15 protein-coding genes are annotated in these 15,283 nt (G+C 53.5%); all 15 read right to left on the bottom strand.

Going from position 1 to position 15,283, the window contains the following annotated elements:
- Positions 1–78: 78 nt before the first annotated feature.
- On the bottom strand, positions 79–324 hold the full coding sequence (locus H7U12_RS20005; protein ID WP_186641435.1) for a hypothetical protein: 246 nt from the start codon (positions 322–324) through the stop codon (positions 79–81).
- 205 nt (positions 325–529) lie between these two features.
- Positions 530–2,332 carry a MutS-related protein gene (locus H7U12_RS20000; RefSeq protein WP_186641434.1) on the bottom strand — a complete coding sequence of 601 codons (1,803 nt, stop codon included), beginning with the start codon at positions 2,330–2,332 and terminating at the stop codon, positions 530–532.
- Positions 2,333–2,344: 12 nt separating this feature from the next.
- A complete protein-coding gene (locus H7U12_RS19995; protein WP_186641432.1) occupies positions 2,345–2,677 on the bottom strand; it encodes a hypothetical protein in 333 nt (110 codons plus the stop codon).
- Between the two features lie 85 nt (positions 2,678–2,762).
- A complete protein-coding gene (locus H7U12_RS19990) occupies positions 2,763–3,188 on the bottom strand; it encodes a RidA family protein (protein WP_186641430.1) in 426 nt (141 codons plus the stop codon).
- Between the two features lie 106 nt (positions 3,189–3,294).
- Entirely contained in the window at positions 3,295–4,599 is a 1,305-nt protein-coding gene (locus H7U12_RS19985) for a hypothetical protein (protein ID WP_186641428.1), read from the bottom strand.
- Positions 4,580–5,167, bottom strand: coding sequence for a hypothetical protein (locus H7U12_RS19980; RefSeq protein ID WP_186641426.1), 588 nt, complete (start codon positions 5,165–5,167; stop codon positions 4,580–4,582). Before H7U12_RS19980 ends, H7U12_RS19985 begins: the two co-directional genes overlap by 20 nt.
- A 44-nt stretch (positions 5,168–5,211) precedes the next feature.
- Complete coding sequence (locus H7U12_RS19975) at positions 5,212–5,772, bottom strand: RNA polymerase sigma factor (RefSeq protein WP_186641424.1); 561 nt, start codon at positions 5,770–5,772, stop codon at positions 5,212–5,214.
- 572 nt (positions 5,773–6,344) lie between these two features.
- Positions 6,345–6,842, bottom strand: coding sequence for a DUF4442 domain-containing protein (locus H7U12_RS19970; RefSeq protein WP_186641422.1), 498 nt, complete (start codon positions 6,840–6,842; stop codon positions 6,345–6,347).
- Positions 6,843–7,096: 254 nt separating this feature from the next.
- Positions 7,097–8,011 carry an SMP-30/gluconolactonase/LRE family protein gene (locus H7U12_RS19965; RefSeq protein WP_186641615.1) on the bottom strand — a complete coding sequence of 305 codons (915 nt, stop codon included), beginning with the start codon at positions 8,009–8,011 and terminating at the stop codon, positions 7,097–7,099.
- Positions 8,011–8,499 (bottom strand): hypothetical protein, encoded by a 489-nt coding sequence (locus H7U12_RS19960; RefSeq protein ID WP_186641420.1) that lies wholly within the window; start codon positions 8,497–8,499, stop codon positions 8,011–8,013. The genes H7U12_RS19965 and H7U12_RS19960 overlap by 1 nt, the downstream gene beginning before the upstream one ends.
- A 139-nt stretch (positions 8,500–8,638) precedes the next feature.
- Entirely contained in the window at positions 8,639–10,195 is a 1,557-nt protein-coding gene (amaB, locus tag H7U12_RS19955) for an L-piperidine-6-carboxylate dehydrogenase (RefSeq protein ID WP_186641418.1), read from the bottom strand.
- 140 nt (positions 10,196–10,335) lie between these two features.
- Positions 10,336–11,829: a Do family serine endopeptidase gene (locus H7U12_RS19950; protein WP_186641416.1), complete on the bottom strand. Its 1,494-nt coding sequence runs from the start codon at positions 11,827–11,829 to the stop codon at positions 10,336–10,338.
- 182 nt (positions 11,830–12,011) lie between these two features.
- On the bottom strand, positions 12,012–12,446 hold the full coding sequence (locus H7U12_RS19945) for an Hsp20/alpha crystallin family protein (protein ID WP_186641414.1): 435 nt from the start codon (positions 12,444–12,446) through the stop codon (positions 12,012–12,014).
- Between the two features lie 1,135 nt (positions 12,447–13,581).
- On the bottom strand, positions 13,582–14,784 hold the full coding sequence (locus tag H7U12_RS19940) for a M20 metallopeptidase family protein (protein WP_186641412.1): 1,203 nt from the start codon (positions 14,782–14,784) through the stop codon (positions 13,582–13,584).
- Positions 14,785–14,999: 215 nt separating this feature from the next.
- Positions 15,000–15,283 (bottom strand): hypothetical protein (locus H7U12_RS19935; protein ID WP_206683958.1); only part of this gene is annotated, 284 nt, incomplete at its 5' end.

Genomic DNA, 15,283 nt, shown 5'->3' with positions numbered 1-15,283 from the left:
TTTCCGGAATTGCAAGTTTTAAGCCGGTTTTCAGACCAATCAGATGAAAATCAGGTACTAATACGAGAAATATTCCTACTACTCGTGGCGTCTACGCGCCTCGTGCAGGTTTTTACGCATGGCCAGAAATAGTTCTATGCTGCTTTGCAGAAAAGGCTCATCCAGCCAGCTTTTCACTTCCGCATCGCCGCCGGTCACTTCCATCTCGCTCACTTTATAGGTCTGCTCAAAAGGGCCTAATTCCAGTTTGAGCAGGTACTTCCCGTTCCAGGCCAGCAAGGTGATTTTAATATCGGGGTGCGGAATATCGGCTACAACACGCATGGGCAAAAACAATAAAGCAATATAAATTCAATTCAGTACTACTGTACGCAAAGGTAGCCACCTGGGTCACATGGTGGTTACCGTAAGTTTAAGAATTCTTTTCTCTTCTGCTCGCGCAGGCAGCTTGGCCCGGGGAGCGATAGCACTATTCAAGATTATAAGCCTGACATCGTTTAGGAGCCATTTTTCTTTAAATCGGTCAAAACTAAAGTTCAATGCCCATCTGGCGCATGAGCTGGCTGGCGTTGAAACTCTGGCAGATGCCGGGCCGCAGGGTATAGTCGAACCGCAGTTGGCCGTCTTCAAAGTAGCTGTTGAAACTGAAGTTCTGCACCGATCCCGGCAACTCCTGCTCCATGTTGCCCAACTCCAAGTCATGGGTGGAAACAAAACCCGAGGCCTGCCGCTGGTGCAGTTGCCGGATCAGGGCCATAGCGCCTTGGTGCCGATCATGGGAGTTGGTGCCCTTCAGTATCTCGTCCAGGAAGAAGTACACGGGCTGGCCGGTGGTGGTTAGATCCAGGAGAATCTTCAGGCGTTTGAGCTCGGCGTAGAACGAGGAGGTGTTCTCAGCGAGGTTGTCCTCGGTGCGCATGCTGGTGTACACCTGCCCGGGGAAAATGGAGGCCCGGGTGGCGCAAACGGCCGTACCGGTGAACGCCAGCACCATGTTCACGCCCACGGCCCGCAGAAACGTACTCTTGCCCGACATGTTGGAGCCCGTGATGAGCACCGTGTGCCCGGCCCCTTCAAAGGAAATGCTGTTAGCGGTACGGCCCGGACTGAAGATCAGCGGATGGCTCAGGTCCTGTACATCGAATTGGAACGGAAGCGAGCTGATCTGCGGCACGGCGTAGCTGGGGTTGGCGTACTGGAAAGCGGCCAGACTGGACAGCACCTCAAACTCGGCGGCGGCATCCAGCACCTGCCCAATGTTGCCCGACATGGTTTTCTTCCAGCGTTCCAGACGCCACATCCAGATGAAATCCCACATGAACATGTGATTCAGGATGAAATTGAGGTACGTGTTGAGCCGCGCCGAAAGGAACTGGATAATGGAGGCCAGTTGCCGCACGTGCTCAGAGGCCTGCCGTTCATCAATCTTCAGCTGCTCTTGCAGGGTGCGGGCTTTCTGGCTCTGGAAACTGCGGCCCTCAATGTGCACCAACAGATCTGTGTAGCTGCGCAGGGTCTCGTACATACCGGTGCTTTCCTCGTAATACTCATCGCGCTGCCGGTTGAATTTATACGCAATCAGGAACTGCACCACCACCAGCGCAATGAACGGGTAATGCGAATGTCCCTGGAACCAGTAAACCGCCGAAGCGATAGTCAGCAAAGGCAACAGAAACGTCAAGACCACCAGCCAGCCTTTGCCCGCGAAGAAGTTGGGGCTTTTGAGCCAGAGCAGGAAAGGCTGGGGCAACTGCTGGGTTTTGCGGTGGTGGTGCATGGCCCGGGCCTCCAGGTTCTGCCGCCACTCCAGATCAGGCACTAACTCGGCCACGGCCTCTTGCCGGGCGATGATCTCCGCCGCCGGGGCCGGCGCTTTCAGCCACTCAGCCAACCGTTGCTGCCCCAGCCGGGTCACGGCCCGGTTTAAGAGCTGAAAAAGCGAATTCTCCCCGAAAACGTCCAGGTCAGCGGTGTAGGAATGGTTGGGTTCCTGGAACTCCTCCCCGCCAGGGAAAGAACTCAGCTCGCCGCGTAGGCGCTCATTTTCGCGCCGGTTAATTAAACCCAGATAAAGCTGGTGCTTGCGGGCGTATTCAATCTTGTTGTGCCAATGGATGAGGGCGGCGAAGACAAAGTAGCCCCCCAGGAGCAGACCCAGGCCGGCCCCGTTCTGGCGGTAGTAAAAAAGCACCACGCAGCCCAGCACAGAGCCCACAAAGAAAGCCAGCCGAAGCCAGCCAACCCATCTATAGCGGGTGGCCTGGCGCTCCTCAGCGGCGAAAAAGTCCTGTTCCCGCTGGGTGAACAAGGCTTCTGGAGAAGTTTGTATCATTAAAAAAGCACGTCAAACGATAAATATCAGGAAAGTGCGGCGGAAACGCCCAATGGCGAGATCATCCTCCCGCCTTTCCTGAGAAGGTCTTCGGTTAAAGACAACCGCAATTACCAACTCTGCGCACAAAACTCCTAATCGCTTCTCATCGGGCTTACCTGAGCAAGTACCTGAGAAGCGTTCAAGAAGGTTTGTTCGTAAAAAGCAGGAAACAGGGTTGAAGGTTTCCGTTTTGAGGCTGTTTTCTGGGAAATGGCCGCAAAACGGAATTCTCTGGTAAAACGGAAAGCTCAGGCGGATGATTGCCTCGGCAAAGCCCAGGAATGAATGGCTCGCTGCTTCCATGGCGTTCTGTAGAACTCACGGGCAACTTCCAAAGCGACTTGCGTTTTGAGCCTGTTTTCAGAAAAGGAGCCCTAAACGGAAAAACTTAAATAGTGGCAATGCACTTGAGCTCAATGGCGATGGGCGTGGGCAGGGCGTTGACCTCCACGGTGGTGCGGCAGGGCTGGCAGTCCTTGAAATACTGGGCGTAGAGGCGGTTGTAGGTCTGGAAATCGGCGGCCATGTTGGTCAGGAACACCGTGACATCCACCAGGTTCTCCCACCGCGACCCGGCCTCCTCCAGAATGGTGCGCACGTTGCGGAACACGGAGTGGCACTGGGCCTCTATGTCATAGGAGAGAATCTTCCCGGTTTCGTCCAGAGTCACGCCCGGTATCTGCTTGGTGCCTTTCTCCCGCGGCCCCACCCCCGACAGGAAAAGCAGATTCCCTACTTTGCGGGCGTGCGGGTACAGCCCCACCGGTTCGGGGGCTTGGGAAGAATGGAGCACATCGGTCGGGGTCTCGTTCATGGCGGGGCGTTTTTGGAGTGTTTTACCAAAAATAAGCGTAAAACCCGAACAAAAAAGAAGCGGGCCCGTGCAGGCCCGCTCTTAAGAAACGAAATTGAGGTAATGATTAGCGGAAGGCGATGCTCCCGTACTTACTGGTCACATTCACGGTACCTTTAGGCGAGTCTTTGCCATATTTCCCTTTGTAGCTGCTGGACGTGTTCCTGACCTCTTTAAAACTGAAGTTGGCCAGCTCCTGGTCTACTTTGAAGTTCCCGTACTGGGTGTCTACCTCAAAGTTGAAGGCTGAGTTATCCGCGAAGCTCACCGCCATGCCGGTATAACCGCCCGTCAGTTCCAGTTTCCGGAAGTTGGAAGACACATTGCTGATCTCGAAACTCGAGCAATACTTCACAGTAAGGCTGGCTGATTCCCGCAGGCTACCTATTTTGATGCCCGAGTAGCTTCCGGTCCCGGTGATTTGCCCGGCACTGCCAATGTGGAACCTGGAATCATACTTACTAGCCATGTTCAGCAGGTTCACTTTATCTATGACCACGTTGCTGTAACCGGTTACGGTATTGATGTTATCTGCGGCAGTCAGGCGCAGGTTGGAGTACTTAAACTGGAGATCCCCGCCTTTCATGTAGGCCAGCTGGCACTCGCCGCTGCTATAAGCTACGGTAATTCTGTTCTTCACATTGTTCAGGCTACCGGTGTTGAGCACGCCGTAATGCATTTCCAGCTCAGTAGGCCCGTCTAAATCTGGCACCTGTATTGAACCATGTTTATTGCTCACCTTCAATGGGTTGCCTTTAGGCATTTTCACCAGGTAATTGATCTCAAACGCCTTTTCACTGCTGCTTCTGATCTGCATGGGCTCACGCTCGGTCACAAACGAGATGAAGTTATTGGCTTTGTCCTCGTTGATCCTGACCTGGATCTTGTTCAGGATCTCCTGGGCTTTCTCCTCACTGATGGCCCGGGCCACAATGGTCACTTCCACCGCAAACTCGTTTCTGCTCCAGGTCTGCACATCTACCCGGCCAAACTGATTCTCAATGTCCAGTCGGTCTGAACGATCAACTTTAAAGGTACGGTCCACTTTCTTCACCTTGGTGTAGGCGTACGCGCCCTGTATGTCTGCCTCGCCAGCGCTCACCTCCAGGTCTGGCTGCAGGGCGAAATCAAGCGACAAATCCAGGTTTTCCAGCAAGGCGGCCTCTATATCTTCGCAGATGGGCAGCGGAGAAATTCGATCTACCACTTTCGCGTTCAGGAGGGCCGCCATGGAATGCTGCAGCTGCGCGGCCACCTCCATTTTTATTTCTTCCGAAAGGACTTCTTTGCAGGGCCCGGTTTGCGCCTGGGCCGAGCCGAACACGATGAAAAAGCCGAAGAAAGGGAACAGTTTAGATATTGGTAGTCTCATGACGCGCAGCTTTTTTGTCGTTACTTCTATTTTCAAGTACTTCCAGTTGTTGGTTCAGGAGCGCGATTCTCATTTTAAGGTTGTCGCTCATGGCCTGCAGAAGCACTTCTTTGTTGGGGGTGGTGTACAGTTCTTTTTTGAGTTCATTGTAGGCCGAGTCCAGCTCCGTGAACCGCACCTGCCCCATGCCCATGGCCTTCAGCTCAGATTTCTTTTGCTCAATGACCTGCACATACTTGGTTTCTATCTGGCGCACCTCCGGGGCTATTTTCTCCAGCGGCACCGGCTGCGCCGAAGCCATGGCGGCCGATGGGTCCTGTGAATTCATATAATAACGGGCCGAAAACGCGACCATCACCAGCAAGGCGATGGCGGCGGCGTATTTCCAAGCTTGGTGCCAGTTCAGGGAAATGATCTTGGCCTCTTTCTCCTCCTCAACGGGCACAATGCGGTTTTTCTCCTCGGCCTGCAACTCCGCCGCTATGTCCTGCCACAAATCCGGTCGGGGGGCAAAGGAATCAAACTCTTCTCGGTGGGCCTGTACAAAATCTTTTAATCTATCTTTCATGGCTATTGCTCCTTGTACTCTGGTTTGGGGTCCTTTTTACTTTTTCAGCTTAAGAACGACTGCTCCTGCATGAGGCTCAGCAATTTTTTGCGGGCGCGGCTGTACTGTGACTTTGACGTCGCCTCGCTGATACTTAATATGTCGGCAATCTCGCCATGGTCGTAGCCTTCCAGCAGGTACAGCGTGAGCACCACGCGGTAGCCGTCTGGCAGTGACTGAATGGCTTTCTTGATGCTTTCCACTTTGTAGTCCATCTCCTCCTGGTCGTACTCCGGGGTTTCCTCGGCAAAATCCTGGTGGTCTTCCATGAGCACCACCTGTAGCCGCCGGCTGCGCACCTTGGTGATGGACTTGTTGATCACGATGCGCTTCAGCCAGCTCCCGAAGGTGGAGTCTCCCTTGAAGGTGTGCAGTTCCCTGAACGCGCTCAGAAACGATTCCTGCAAGACATCCTCGGCCTCAGTATAGTCATTGGTAATGCGCATGCTCACGTTGAACATGGACTTACTGTAAAGTTTGTACAGTTCATACTGCGCCTTCCGGTCGCCCTCTTTACAGCGGGCCACCACGTGCGCGTTCACGTCGGTGTATTCCAGCGTCTCCAAATTGTTACCTTTTAATGCTCATCATGACGGTACTCTAAGTAACAGCAACCCGGAACTACACCAACCTCTTCAACAAGCCTCCCAGCTCTTTCCTGTTCCAAACTTCTACTCTAAAGACTAAGCAAAAGTCCCATGGTTGCACCACGTTTCAAAAAAATCCTGCAAACTAATAGCACCCTAGATTTCTCACCATTCAAACCAAGTTGCGATACAGGAAATGGGAGTTTCTGTGGACAGAAGATTACCCACCCCTCCCCCTCCCAGGAGGGGAATTCTGTAGTATTAGGAATTAGTGGGAAACTTCCCTCCTGGGAGGCAGGGCCGTTAAGTTCTAAAAATACAGCTGGTTCAAGTTTCCAACTTGGACCTAAAATGAGCTGAAGTTTTCAACTTCAGTGAGCCGCGAGGCTCAAACTATGTAGTAAGGACAATGGATTTTCGCCTAGTTCAAGCCTTTAATGTAGAACTTAACCGCTCTGCCCTCCTGGGGTGGGTTCAAGTGTTTGGCAAGCGCAGCTTAGGTTGTCTGTCTAAACTCTGCTTAGAAATTGCCCCGCAAAAGACCGCAAAGATTAGGTTCTGCCTAGCCGGGCTTTGTAGGACCAGGTGATCTTGAAGCGGGCCACTTCCTCGCCTTTGGTGTCTCGGCCTACGCTTACCGCCTGCACGGTACTGCTCTGACCGGTGCGCTGGGCTACCCTGATGGCGGCGGCAATGGCTTCGCCGTCATTGCAGGTAAACGTAATGGTGCCCACGGCTTTCTTGCTGAAATCGGCCTCCATTCCTACAATCAGCATGGAAACGGACGGTTGGGATTTGTGCAGGTACATCATGCTCAGCACCCCGGAGGCCATTTCGGCGGCCATGCTCAGGCAGGCGAAATAGATGGACCGGAACGGATTCTTGGTCAGGTACCGATAGGCGATGGTGACCTGGGCCCGCTGCTCACTCAGGCTTTTGATCCTGACTCCAGCCAAATACGCCATGGGCAGGTTCTTGAACAGGAACAGCTTCAACTTCAACGGATTGGTGATCTGTTGGCGGAAATCGGCGGCAGTGGCATTGATCATAACCCCAAGGCTGGTACATCAGAAAAGATAGGCATTCCGCCCGATTTTCGGAAACGCCGGCGCCCCAACTTTCCATTTTAAGGCCATTTTCTGAAAACCAGCCCCAAAACAAAAGCCCAGGCCGTTGAACCGACCTGGGCTTTTGTTCTGAATTTAGCTTATTGGAATTACTTTACGAATACAGGCTGCACCTGTGTTTTAGGGCTATTTCTGCTAAAACGGCGCTAAAACCGCTTTGCTGGAGGATACCCTTTCTAAAAACCTTTCACGTTCATTTTCACCCCGTATACCGCTCCCATGGCCGTGATGAACAGCGTGGACCGGTCTTTTCCCCCGAACACCACATTGGCGGTCCAGTTCTCCGGGATGGGAATGTGCGCAATCTGCTGGCCTGCCTTGTCAAACACGGTGACGCCTTTGCCGGTGAGGTACACGTTGCCCTGCCGGTCTATGGTCATGCCGTCTGAGCCCATGTTGGCGAACAGTTTCCTGCCCGAGAGCGCGCCGTTTTTCTGGATGGTGTACTCATAGGTTTTGTTGGCATCGATGTCTGCCACGTAGAGCTTCTTGCCATCGGGGGTGCCCACAATTCCGTTCGGTTTCACCAAGTCCTTGTCTACCGGGTAAAATTGCGAGCGGTCTGGGCTCAGGTAGTACAGGAACTCGCCCGCCTGCTGCCGCTCGGGGTTTCTGGTCCAGTAATCGCGTTTGTACAGCGGATCGGTGAGGTAAATGGCGCCTGAGGGAGCAATCCAGAGATCGTTGGGTCCGTTGAGCAGTTTGCCCTGGTACTCTTTCACCAGAACCGTGGGTTGCCCCACCTTGTCAAAGGACCACAGCTGATTGTCCATATCCGCCGCGGCGATGAGATTGCCTTTGCCATCGAAATACAGCCCGTTGGACCGCCCGGCCTGCTCAGAGAACAAGCTGATTGTGCCGGTACTGGCCGTCCACTTGAAGATCTTGTTGTTGGGCTGATCGGTGAAGTACACGTTGCCGTCCCGGTCTACCGCCGGTCCCTCGGTGAACGCGTAGCCATCGCCCAGTTTTTCCACCTTGGCTCCCTTGGCTACGATAGACTTCTGATCGGTGATCTGTGCTTTCAGCAAAGCAGGCAAGAGAAAGAGAAGGGCCGTGCCCGCAAGGGCCAGCAGTTGGTTTCGTTTCATCATGAGGATAGTTCCTGTTTACTTTTCAGTTTGTAGCCGTACCACAGCCCGGCAATGGTCACCGGAACCAGGCACAGCAGCCCCATCCAGGCGAATGGCTTCATGATGTAATTCAACAGCCAGCCTTTCTCCAGGGCACCGGTGGTTGCCTGCAGGAACAAGGCGGCCAGCACGCAGATAAGCGTGGAGAACAGCACCACCTTGAGCCCCGAGAACACCCCTACCCACGTGGATTTCTTTTTCCGGATCAGGATGTTCACCCCGGCCTTTCTGCCCACCAGAAACGCGAACAGCAGGCTGGAGAAAACAAAGATGGCCAGATTGACCGTGCCCAGGTACGTGACGATGTCCCAGAACATCTGGGCCGAGCTGGTCACCGAGAGCAGCAAGGTGAAGAAAAGCACGGCAAGGACCACTTCCGTGACCAGGGTAACCCTGAGCGCGTACGTGCTTCCTTGCCGGCGTGCTTGTTGAAGCGAGGTATCCATTAGAGTTTTTTCTTGATGCTAACAGGAGAACAGGTTAGGTCCAATACAGTTTCACGCTTCTTCCCTGCACGGAAATCAGCCCCGGGATATCCTTTCGTTTTTCTATTCAAACGCTGCCGCCTCGGCTTTATTTGTTTGCTTAAAAGTCAAATTTGATGCCTTGGGCCAGCGGCAACTCCCGCCCGAAGTTGATGGTGTTGGTTTGTCGGCGCATGTAGAACCGCCACGCGTCAGAACCCGACTCACGGCCGCCGCCGGTGTCTTTCTCGCCCCCAAACGCGCCGCCAATCTCGGCCCCAGAGGTGCCTATGTTCACGTTGGCAATGCCGCAGTCAGAACCCCAGTGGCTCAAGAACGCTTCGGTCTCCAGTAGGTTAGACGAGAAGATGGACGAAGACAAGCCCTGCCGCACCCCGTTCTGGATATCGATGGCATTGTTCACGTCACCGCTGTACTTGATGAGGTACAGAATGGGCGCGAAGGTTTCTTCCTGCACAGTGTGGTACGAATGCTCGGCTTCCACAATAGCCGGCGTCACGTAAGTACCGGTGGCGTATTCCTCGCCTTCCAGCACTTCTCCGCCGGTCAATAAGTTTCCGCCCTCCTGCTGCACGCGCTCCAGCGCATCCAGGAAAGCGGCGGTGGCGTCTTTGTCAATGAGCGGACCTACCAGAATACCGTCTTTCAATGGATCGCCGATGGGCAGGTTGGGGTACACTTTCAGCAGGCGTTCTTTCACCTCGTCATAAATACTATCATGGATGATCAGACGGCGGGTAGATGTGCAGCGCTGGCCGCAGGTGCCAACCGCCCCGAACACCACCGCCCGGATGGCCATTTCCAGATCAGCGTTGGGAGTCAGGATGATGGCGTTGTTTCCGCCTAGTTCCAGCAAAGAACGCCCTAAACGCCGGCCCACGGCCTCGCCTACTTTCTTGCCCATGCGCGTTGAACCCGTGGCAGACACCAGCGGCACACGCTCATCATGCGCCATTTTGCTCCCGATCTCCGCATCTCCTATGATGATATTGAACACGCCTTCGGGCACCTGGTTTTCCTGCAATACGTCCTGGATGATCTGCTGACAGGCCACTGCCGTTAACGGGGTTTTCTCGGAAGGTTTCCAGACCACCACATCGCCGCAGATGGCGGCCAGCATGGCGTTCCAGCTCCATACCGCCACCGGAAAGTTGAACGCCGAGATCACGCCTACAATGCCCAGCGGATGGTATTGCTCGTACATGCGGTGCGTGGGCCGCTCAGAGTGCATGGTGTAGCCGTGCAGCTGCCGCGACAAGCCCACCGCGAAGTCGCAGATGTCAATCATCTCCTGTACCTCGCCCAGGCCCTCTTGCAAAATCTTGCCCATCTCGTAGCTCACCAGCTTGCCCAAAGGCTCTTTATACTCGCGCAGCTTCTGCCCGATCTGGCGCACCACTTCGCCGCGTTTGGGCGAGGGCCAGGTACGCCACTCCAGAAATGCCTGCTGCGCGGTGGTGATCACCTGCTCGTAATCGGCCTCGGAGGCCATGTTCACGGTAGCGATGCGCTTGCCGTTGGTGGGCGAATGGATGGTGCGGGTTTCCGCGTTATTTTCTCCACCCCAGGTCAGGCCGGTGCTGTAGGCGGGGTTGGCGTCTTTGATGCCCAGCTGGGAAAGTATATCGGTGATGTCTGTTTTGGTCTCCGTCTGCATAATGAGGTGCTAGGTTAAATCAAGAAATAGAAGCCCTAGTATAGGCCTTTCTGCGAACATAAAAAACAAAAAGCTCCTGCCGTGTGGCAGGAGCTTTGTAAAAGCCGTTTCAGGCTTGTTTTTCAGAAAAGAGGCTCAAATTATCGGCCCAAGGCATAGTACGCCCGACGGCCGTCTGGGTACACGCCTTCAATCAGGAGACCACCCCGGCGGGTACTTTTCAGCACTTTGTCTACGTCTTGCGGAGCGTTGGTGGGTTTCTTGTCAATGCTGGTGATGATGAAACCATCTTTCATGCCGGTCTCGGCGAAGGCGCTTTCCTCTACCCCACTGATTTTCACGCCACCCGTGATGTCCAGTTTGTTCAGCTCCTGTTTGCTGGCGGCTTCAAACTTGGCACCATCAATGGTCATGGCCTTGGTGGAGTTAGGATCGCGTTTCACAATCTCAGTGCTGCCGCTGGCGTTGCGCAGGGTCACGTTGATGTTTTTCTCGCTTCCGCCGCGCAGGAAGGCCACCTTGATTTTATCGCCGGGACGGTATCTGGTCACTTGCTCCTGCAACTGCGCGCTGGTGTTCACCTTCACGCCGTTGATCTGGGTGATGACGTCGCCTTCCTGTAAACCGGCGGTTTTAGCGGCACTGCTTTCAGAGAAGCCCGCCACGTACACCCCGTTCAGGGTTTTCAGGTTTTTCTCTTTGGCTAATTCGGCGTTTACTTCCTGCATCTGCACCCCTAATAAGGCCCGTTGCACTTCACCGTATTTCAGGAGGTCATCCACTACCTTGCTCACAATGGAGGAAGGCACCGCAAACGAATACCCGGCAAAAGAACCCGTCTGCGAAGCGATGGCCGTGTTGATGCCAATCAGGTCGCCGTTCAGGTTCACCAAAGCGCCACCACTGTTACCAGGGTTCACGGCGGCATCGGTCTGGATGAACGACTCTACGCTCATGTTCCCAGCTCCTTGCAGAATGCCTACGTTACGTCCTTTCGCACTCACGATACCGGCGGTCACGGTAGAGTTCAGGTTGAACGGGTTACCCACGGCCAGCACCCACTCGCCCACTTTCACATTGTCTGAGTTTCCGTAGCGCAGGGCGGGCAGGTTATCGGCATTGATTTTCAATAGGGCGATGTCGGTATTGGGGTCAGTGCCTACCAGCGTAGCCTCGTACGTGCGTTTATCGTCCAGAATCACCTGGATTTTATCGGCGCGATCGATCACGTGGTTGTTGGTGACCACGTAACCGTTGGAGGCAATGATCACCCCGGAACCGGAACCCATGGCCGGGCCTTGTTGCGGCCGCTGGTATCCTTCAAAGTCATCGCCGAAGAAATCACGGAAGAACGGATGCACATTGCTGGGCATGCGGCTCGCCTGTACTTTGTATTCTGTGGTCACGTGCACTACTGCCGGTGTTACCAGCTCTGCCGAGGTCACGAAGTTCAGTCCTTCGGGCACTACTACGTCTGAGGTGCGCATGGCACTGGTGTACCGCACGTTGGTATTAGGCGCTTGTTGTCCGTTGACAGGCTTATCTTCCTCCAGCAGTTTATAACCCCCAACGGCCACCCCTCCGCCCACCATGGCAGAAAGCATGAGCCCTAACATAAACTGTTTTGTTTTCATATCTATAGGTCAGCTATAAAGATTAATAAATGGATCGGTTTCTTCTGTTTCAAAGAAAGAATTGTCTTGCTTTTATATGTACGTGGGTAACGCTAAAATAGCAAAACAAGTATTATTCCAAAACAAAGACTACGCCAAAAAGGCGCTCAGAAGCGCCTTTTTAACATATTCTTAACGTTTGCTTATTTCACGGAGATCTGGTGTTTCACCACTTTCTCCTCTACTTTAGGCACGGAGATGCGGAGGATTCCGTTCTCGAACTGCGCCTCAATGGCGGTGGCGTCTACGTGGTCTGGCAATTGGAAAGCCCGTCTGAATTTACCGTAGAGGTTCTCTACCCGGAGGAATTTCTGCCCCTGGTTTTCTTTGTTGAACGGACGCTCGCCGCTGATGCGCAACACTCCTTCCTCAAACTCCACGTTAATGTTTTCCTTTTTAAGACCGGGCAGGGCCAGTTCTACTTCATAGCTTTTCTCGGTCTCCCACAGGTCAACGGCTGGGGTAAAGCCTTGCACCCGGCGGTTGTTCACGGTGTCTTGGAAGAAAGTGTCTAACAGGCTGCTAAACGTCTGTGGCGCTCTACCTTGCAATACCGGTTGTTGTTTTACAGTTGTCATTTTCTTTATGTCTCTAGGTTGAATTTCAATTGGATACTTACCCTATAGTAAATTCTGTACCAATTGAGAAAACAAGCCAAAACCAGACACTACGTCTTATTTTATAAAACTCACCTTCACTCATCAAGACATTATGTCTGAAATATTACTTATAATTGGCAACTCAGCCCAAGCACTCCCTTCTATACCCTAATGAAGGCAAGCACGAAAAATGCCATATCTGATAAGCCTAAGCACTTTTATGGAAACCCTGTTTTGTGCCTATTTTCTGAAAAACAGCCTGAAAACAGAATCAGCCGATTGAGAGATTAATCGATATCAGCATGCTAGTTGAGGCGAAGTCTTGGTTGTTGGTGAGAACACCAACAACGGCGGGCAACTAGCGAAACTGGATAGCACAGACATTCATCCCCATCCGCAGGACTATGCAAGCATTGCGACGGTTCTCAATCCCTGTGCAGGATCATGCGCTCTATTGGAACTGGGCCGCATGCGTAGCCCAGTGCCGAGACAGCGCACGCAAGAACGTCACCAGCAGCAGAGGCCTACGCGGGCTATGAAACAGAAGGCTTTCACCAGGTGGTACCTTTTACTGAAGAAAAGACTGTTTGAGCGTCAGCGAGTTTCTTTTCTTCATGATTCTTTTGGTTACTTTTCTCATCCAGGAGAAAAGTGACAAACGCGGGCAGACCGCGACTCCAGCCTCAAGGCTTGGCAGGAAGGAAATGAAAAGTAAAGACGGATAGCAAACCGGAAAAGCAGTCATGGTCGTTGGTGAAAACACCAACAACGGCGAGAAAGACCCATAGAGTAGTTTTGAGGCTAACGCCTCACTGAAGTTACAAACTTCAGCTCATTGTAGGTCCACGTTGAAAACTTGAACCAGCTAAATTTTTAACATTCAACAGCCCTACCCTTGCAAGGGGGAATCTCTGCTTAAGAGAAGCTGACTTGATTGTTGGTGAGAACACCAACAACGGCGGGCCAGACTGGTTAAACACGAACCCTAGTTTAACTAACAGCAGAAAGCCCTATGTTTAGACGCTCTTTTCTAAAAAGCAGGCTCTAAACATAGGGCTTCAACTTAACTGAATAACTACTTCAACCAATAACTCGCTAGCAATGCAGCACGCTTCTATTCGGAGATTAACGCCTGCAGTTCACTAACCGCCAGCCAAGCCATGAGACCACTGCCCACTTCCAGGGCGTCTTCGTCAATGTTGAAGGTAGGGGTGTGCACGCCGGAGGTGATGCCTTGGGCCTCGTTGCGGGTACCCAGACGGTAGAAACAGGCATCGGTTTGCTGGGAGTAGTAGGCGAAATCCTCGGCGGCCATCCACATGTCCAGTTCCACCACGTTCTCTGCGCCCAGGTACGCTTCGGCGGCGGCTCGGGCGCGGGAAACCAGGGCGGGGTCATTCTTGAGGAAAGGATAGCCGTCTAGGATGTTGATCTCGCAGGAACCGCCCATGCTCTCGCACAGCCCTTCGGCCAGTTGCTTTATTTTCTGCTTGGCCTCGGCACGCCAGGCTTCGTCCATGGTCCGGAAGGTGCCTTCTATTTTCACCTCGCCCGGAATCACGTTGGTGGCACCGTTGGCGATCACTTTCCCGAACGACAGTACTGACGGCACTTTGGGGTTGGCCCGACGGCTGACAATCTGCTGCAGCGCTACCAGCAGGTGCGCCGAGATCAGAACGGGGTCAATCAGTTGCTCGGGCAATCCGCCGTGACCGCCTTTGCCTTTCACGGTGATGTAGATTTCATCGGCGGAAGCCATGTACATGCCGGAGCGGAAGCCGACTTTCCCGGCGGGCAGAAACGGAAACACGTGCTGGCCCATGATGCTCTGCGGGGCCGGGTTTTCCAGCACGCCTTCTTTGATCATCAGGGACGCGCCGCCGGGGAACTTCTCCTCGCCGGGCTGAAAAATAAGCTTCACCGTGCCTTCAAATTCCTCGCGGAGTTCCTGCAGAATGCGGGCCGTGGTTAACAAAGAAGAAGTGTGCACATCATGGCCACAGGCGTGCATCACGCCTTCGTGCTTGGATTTATAGGCGACCTCATTGGTTTCCAGAATGGGCAGGGCGTCTAAATCGGCGCGGAGGGCGGTGGTGGCTTTCTCGGGGTTACGGCCTTTGATTAAGGCCACAACGCCCGTAGGGGTCACTCGCTCCGGCTCCAGGCCATACTCCTGCAGCTTTTGGAACACAAAAGCCGAGGTCTCTACTTCCTGAAACGATAACTCTGGGTGCTGGTGCAGGTGCTGCCGGGTAGCCACGGTGTCTGCGGCGTACTGCTGGGCGAGTCTCTGTATATGGCTGGTAAGTTCTTGCATGGGAACGGTGGCAAACAGTTTAGGCAAAGGTACGGCTATAAACCGAAAGTGCCGTTTATGGCCTATTTTCTCCAAAAGAAGCCATAAACAGCACACCTGAACTTACCTTCTACTTTGCCCTGCCACCTACCCGGCAACAGAACCAGCACACCAGATCTGAAGAAAACAGAAGCCTGATCTTTTATAGCTGGATTTCCCTGGTCAGACCGATGGGTTTAGCAGGTTCTTCTATGGCCTAAAGTTGAGTAAATAGTATCTAACCTGCGGGCGCGGGCAATACCAATCACCGTGAGGTACACCAACGGAGGCGAGTTCAGTGGGCTGATCTTCAAAAAGCCTTCCTGGGCTAATTCCTGGCAAAGCAACAACACCTCGTCCAGGTGCACGTCAATGTCTGTGGCAATCTTTGAGGTGGAGGTGGGGTGGTCCTCCGGGTCATGATGACACTTCACTTGAGCAAACAAGTCAGCTAATATTAAATCCCTCTTGTCCATACGTG

The sequence above is a fragment of the Rufibacter sediminis genome (assembly GCF_014269285.1).
GTDB lineage: Bacteria > Bacteroidota > Bacteroidia > Cytophagales > Hymenobacteraceae > Nibribacter > Nibribacter sediminis.
This window is presented reverse-complemented; position numbering and strand designations above follow the sequence as displayed.

What these genes read in the sequence shown, in the direction of transcription:
- H7U12_RS20005 (WP_186641435.1), bottom strand. Translation starts at nt 324, where the DNA reads ATGCGTGTTGTAGCCGATATTCCGCACCCCGATATTAAAATCACCTTG.
- H7U12_RS20000 (WP_186641434.1), bottom strand. Translation starts at nt 2,332, where the DNA reads ATGATACAAACTTCTCCAGAAGCCTTGTTCACCCAGCGGGAACAGGAC.
- H7U12_RS19995 (WP_186641432.1), bottom strand. Translation starts at nt 2,677, where the DNA reads ATGGAAGCAGCGAGCCATTCATTCCTGGGCTTTGCCGAGGCAATCATC.
- H7U12_RS19990 (WP_186641430.1), bottom strand. Translation starts at nt 3,188, where the DNA reads ATGAACGAGACCCCGACCGATGTGCTCCATTCTTCCCAAGCCCCCGAA.
- H7U12_RS19985 (WP_186641428.1), bottom strand. Translation starts at nt 4,599, where the DNA reads ATGAGACTACCAATATCTAAACTGTTCCCTTTCTTCGGCTTTTTCATC.
- H7U12_RS19980 (WP_186641426.1), bottom strand. Translation starts at nt 5,167, where the DNA reads ATGAAAGATAGATTAAAAGATTTTGTACAGGCCCACCGAGAAGAGTTT.
- H7U12_RS19970 (WP_186641422.1), bottom strand. Translation starts at nt 6,842, where the DNA reads ATGATCAATGCCACTGCCGCCGATTTCCGCCAACAGATCACCAATCCG.
- H7U12_RS19965 (WP_186641615.1), bottom strand. Translation starts at nt 8,011, where the DNA reads ATGAAACGAAACCAACTGCTGGCCCTTGCGGGCACGGCCCTTCTCTTT.
- H7U12_RS19960 (WP_186641420.1), bottom strand. Translation starts at nt 8,499, where the DNA reads ATGGATACCTCGCTTCAACAAGCACGCCGGCAAGGAAGCACGTACGCG.
- amaB (WP_186641418.1), bottom strand. Translation starts at nt 10,195, where the DNA reads ATGCAGACGGAGACCAAAACAGACATCACCGATATACTTTCCCAGCTG.
- H7U12_RS19950 (WP_186641416.1), bottom strand. Translation starts at nt 11,829, where the DNA reads ATGAAAACAAAACAGTTTATGTTAGGGCTCATGCTTTCTGCCATGGTG.
- H7U12_RS19945 (WP_186641414.1), bottom strand. Translation starts at nt 12,446, where the DNA reads ATGACAACTGTAAAACAACAACCGGTATTGCAAGGTAGAGCGCCACAG.
- H7U12_RS19940 (WP_186641412.1), bottom strand. Translation starts at nt 14,784, where the DNA reads ATGCAAGAACTTACCAGCCATATACAGAGACTCGCCCAGCAGTACGCC.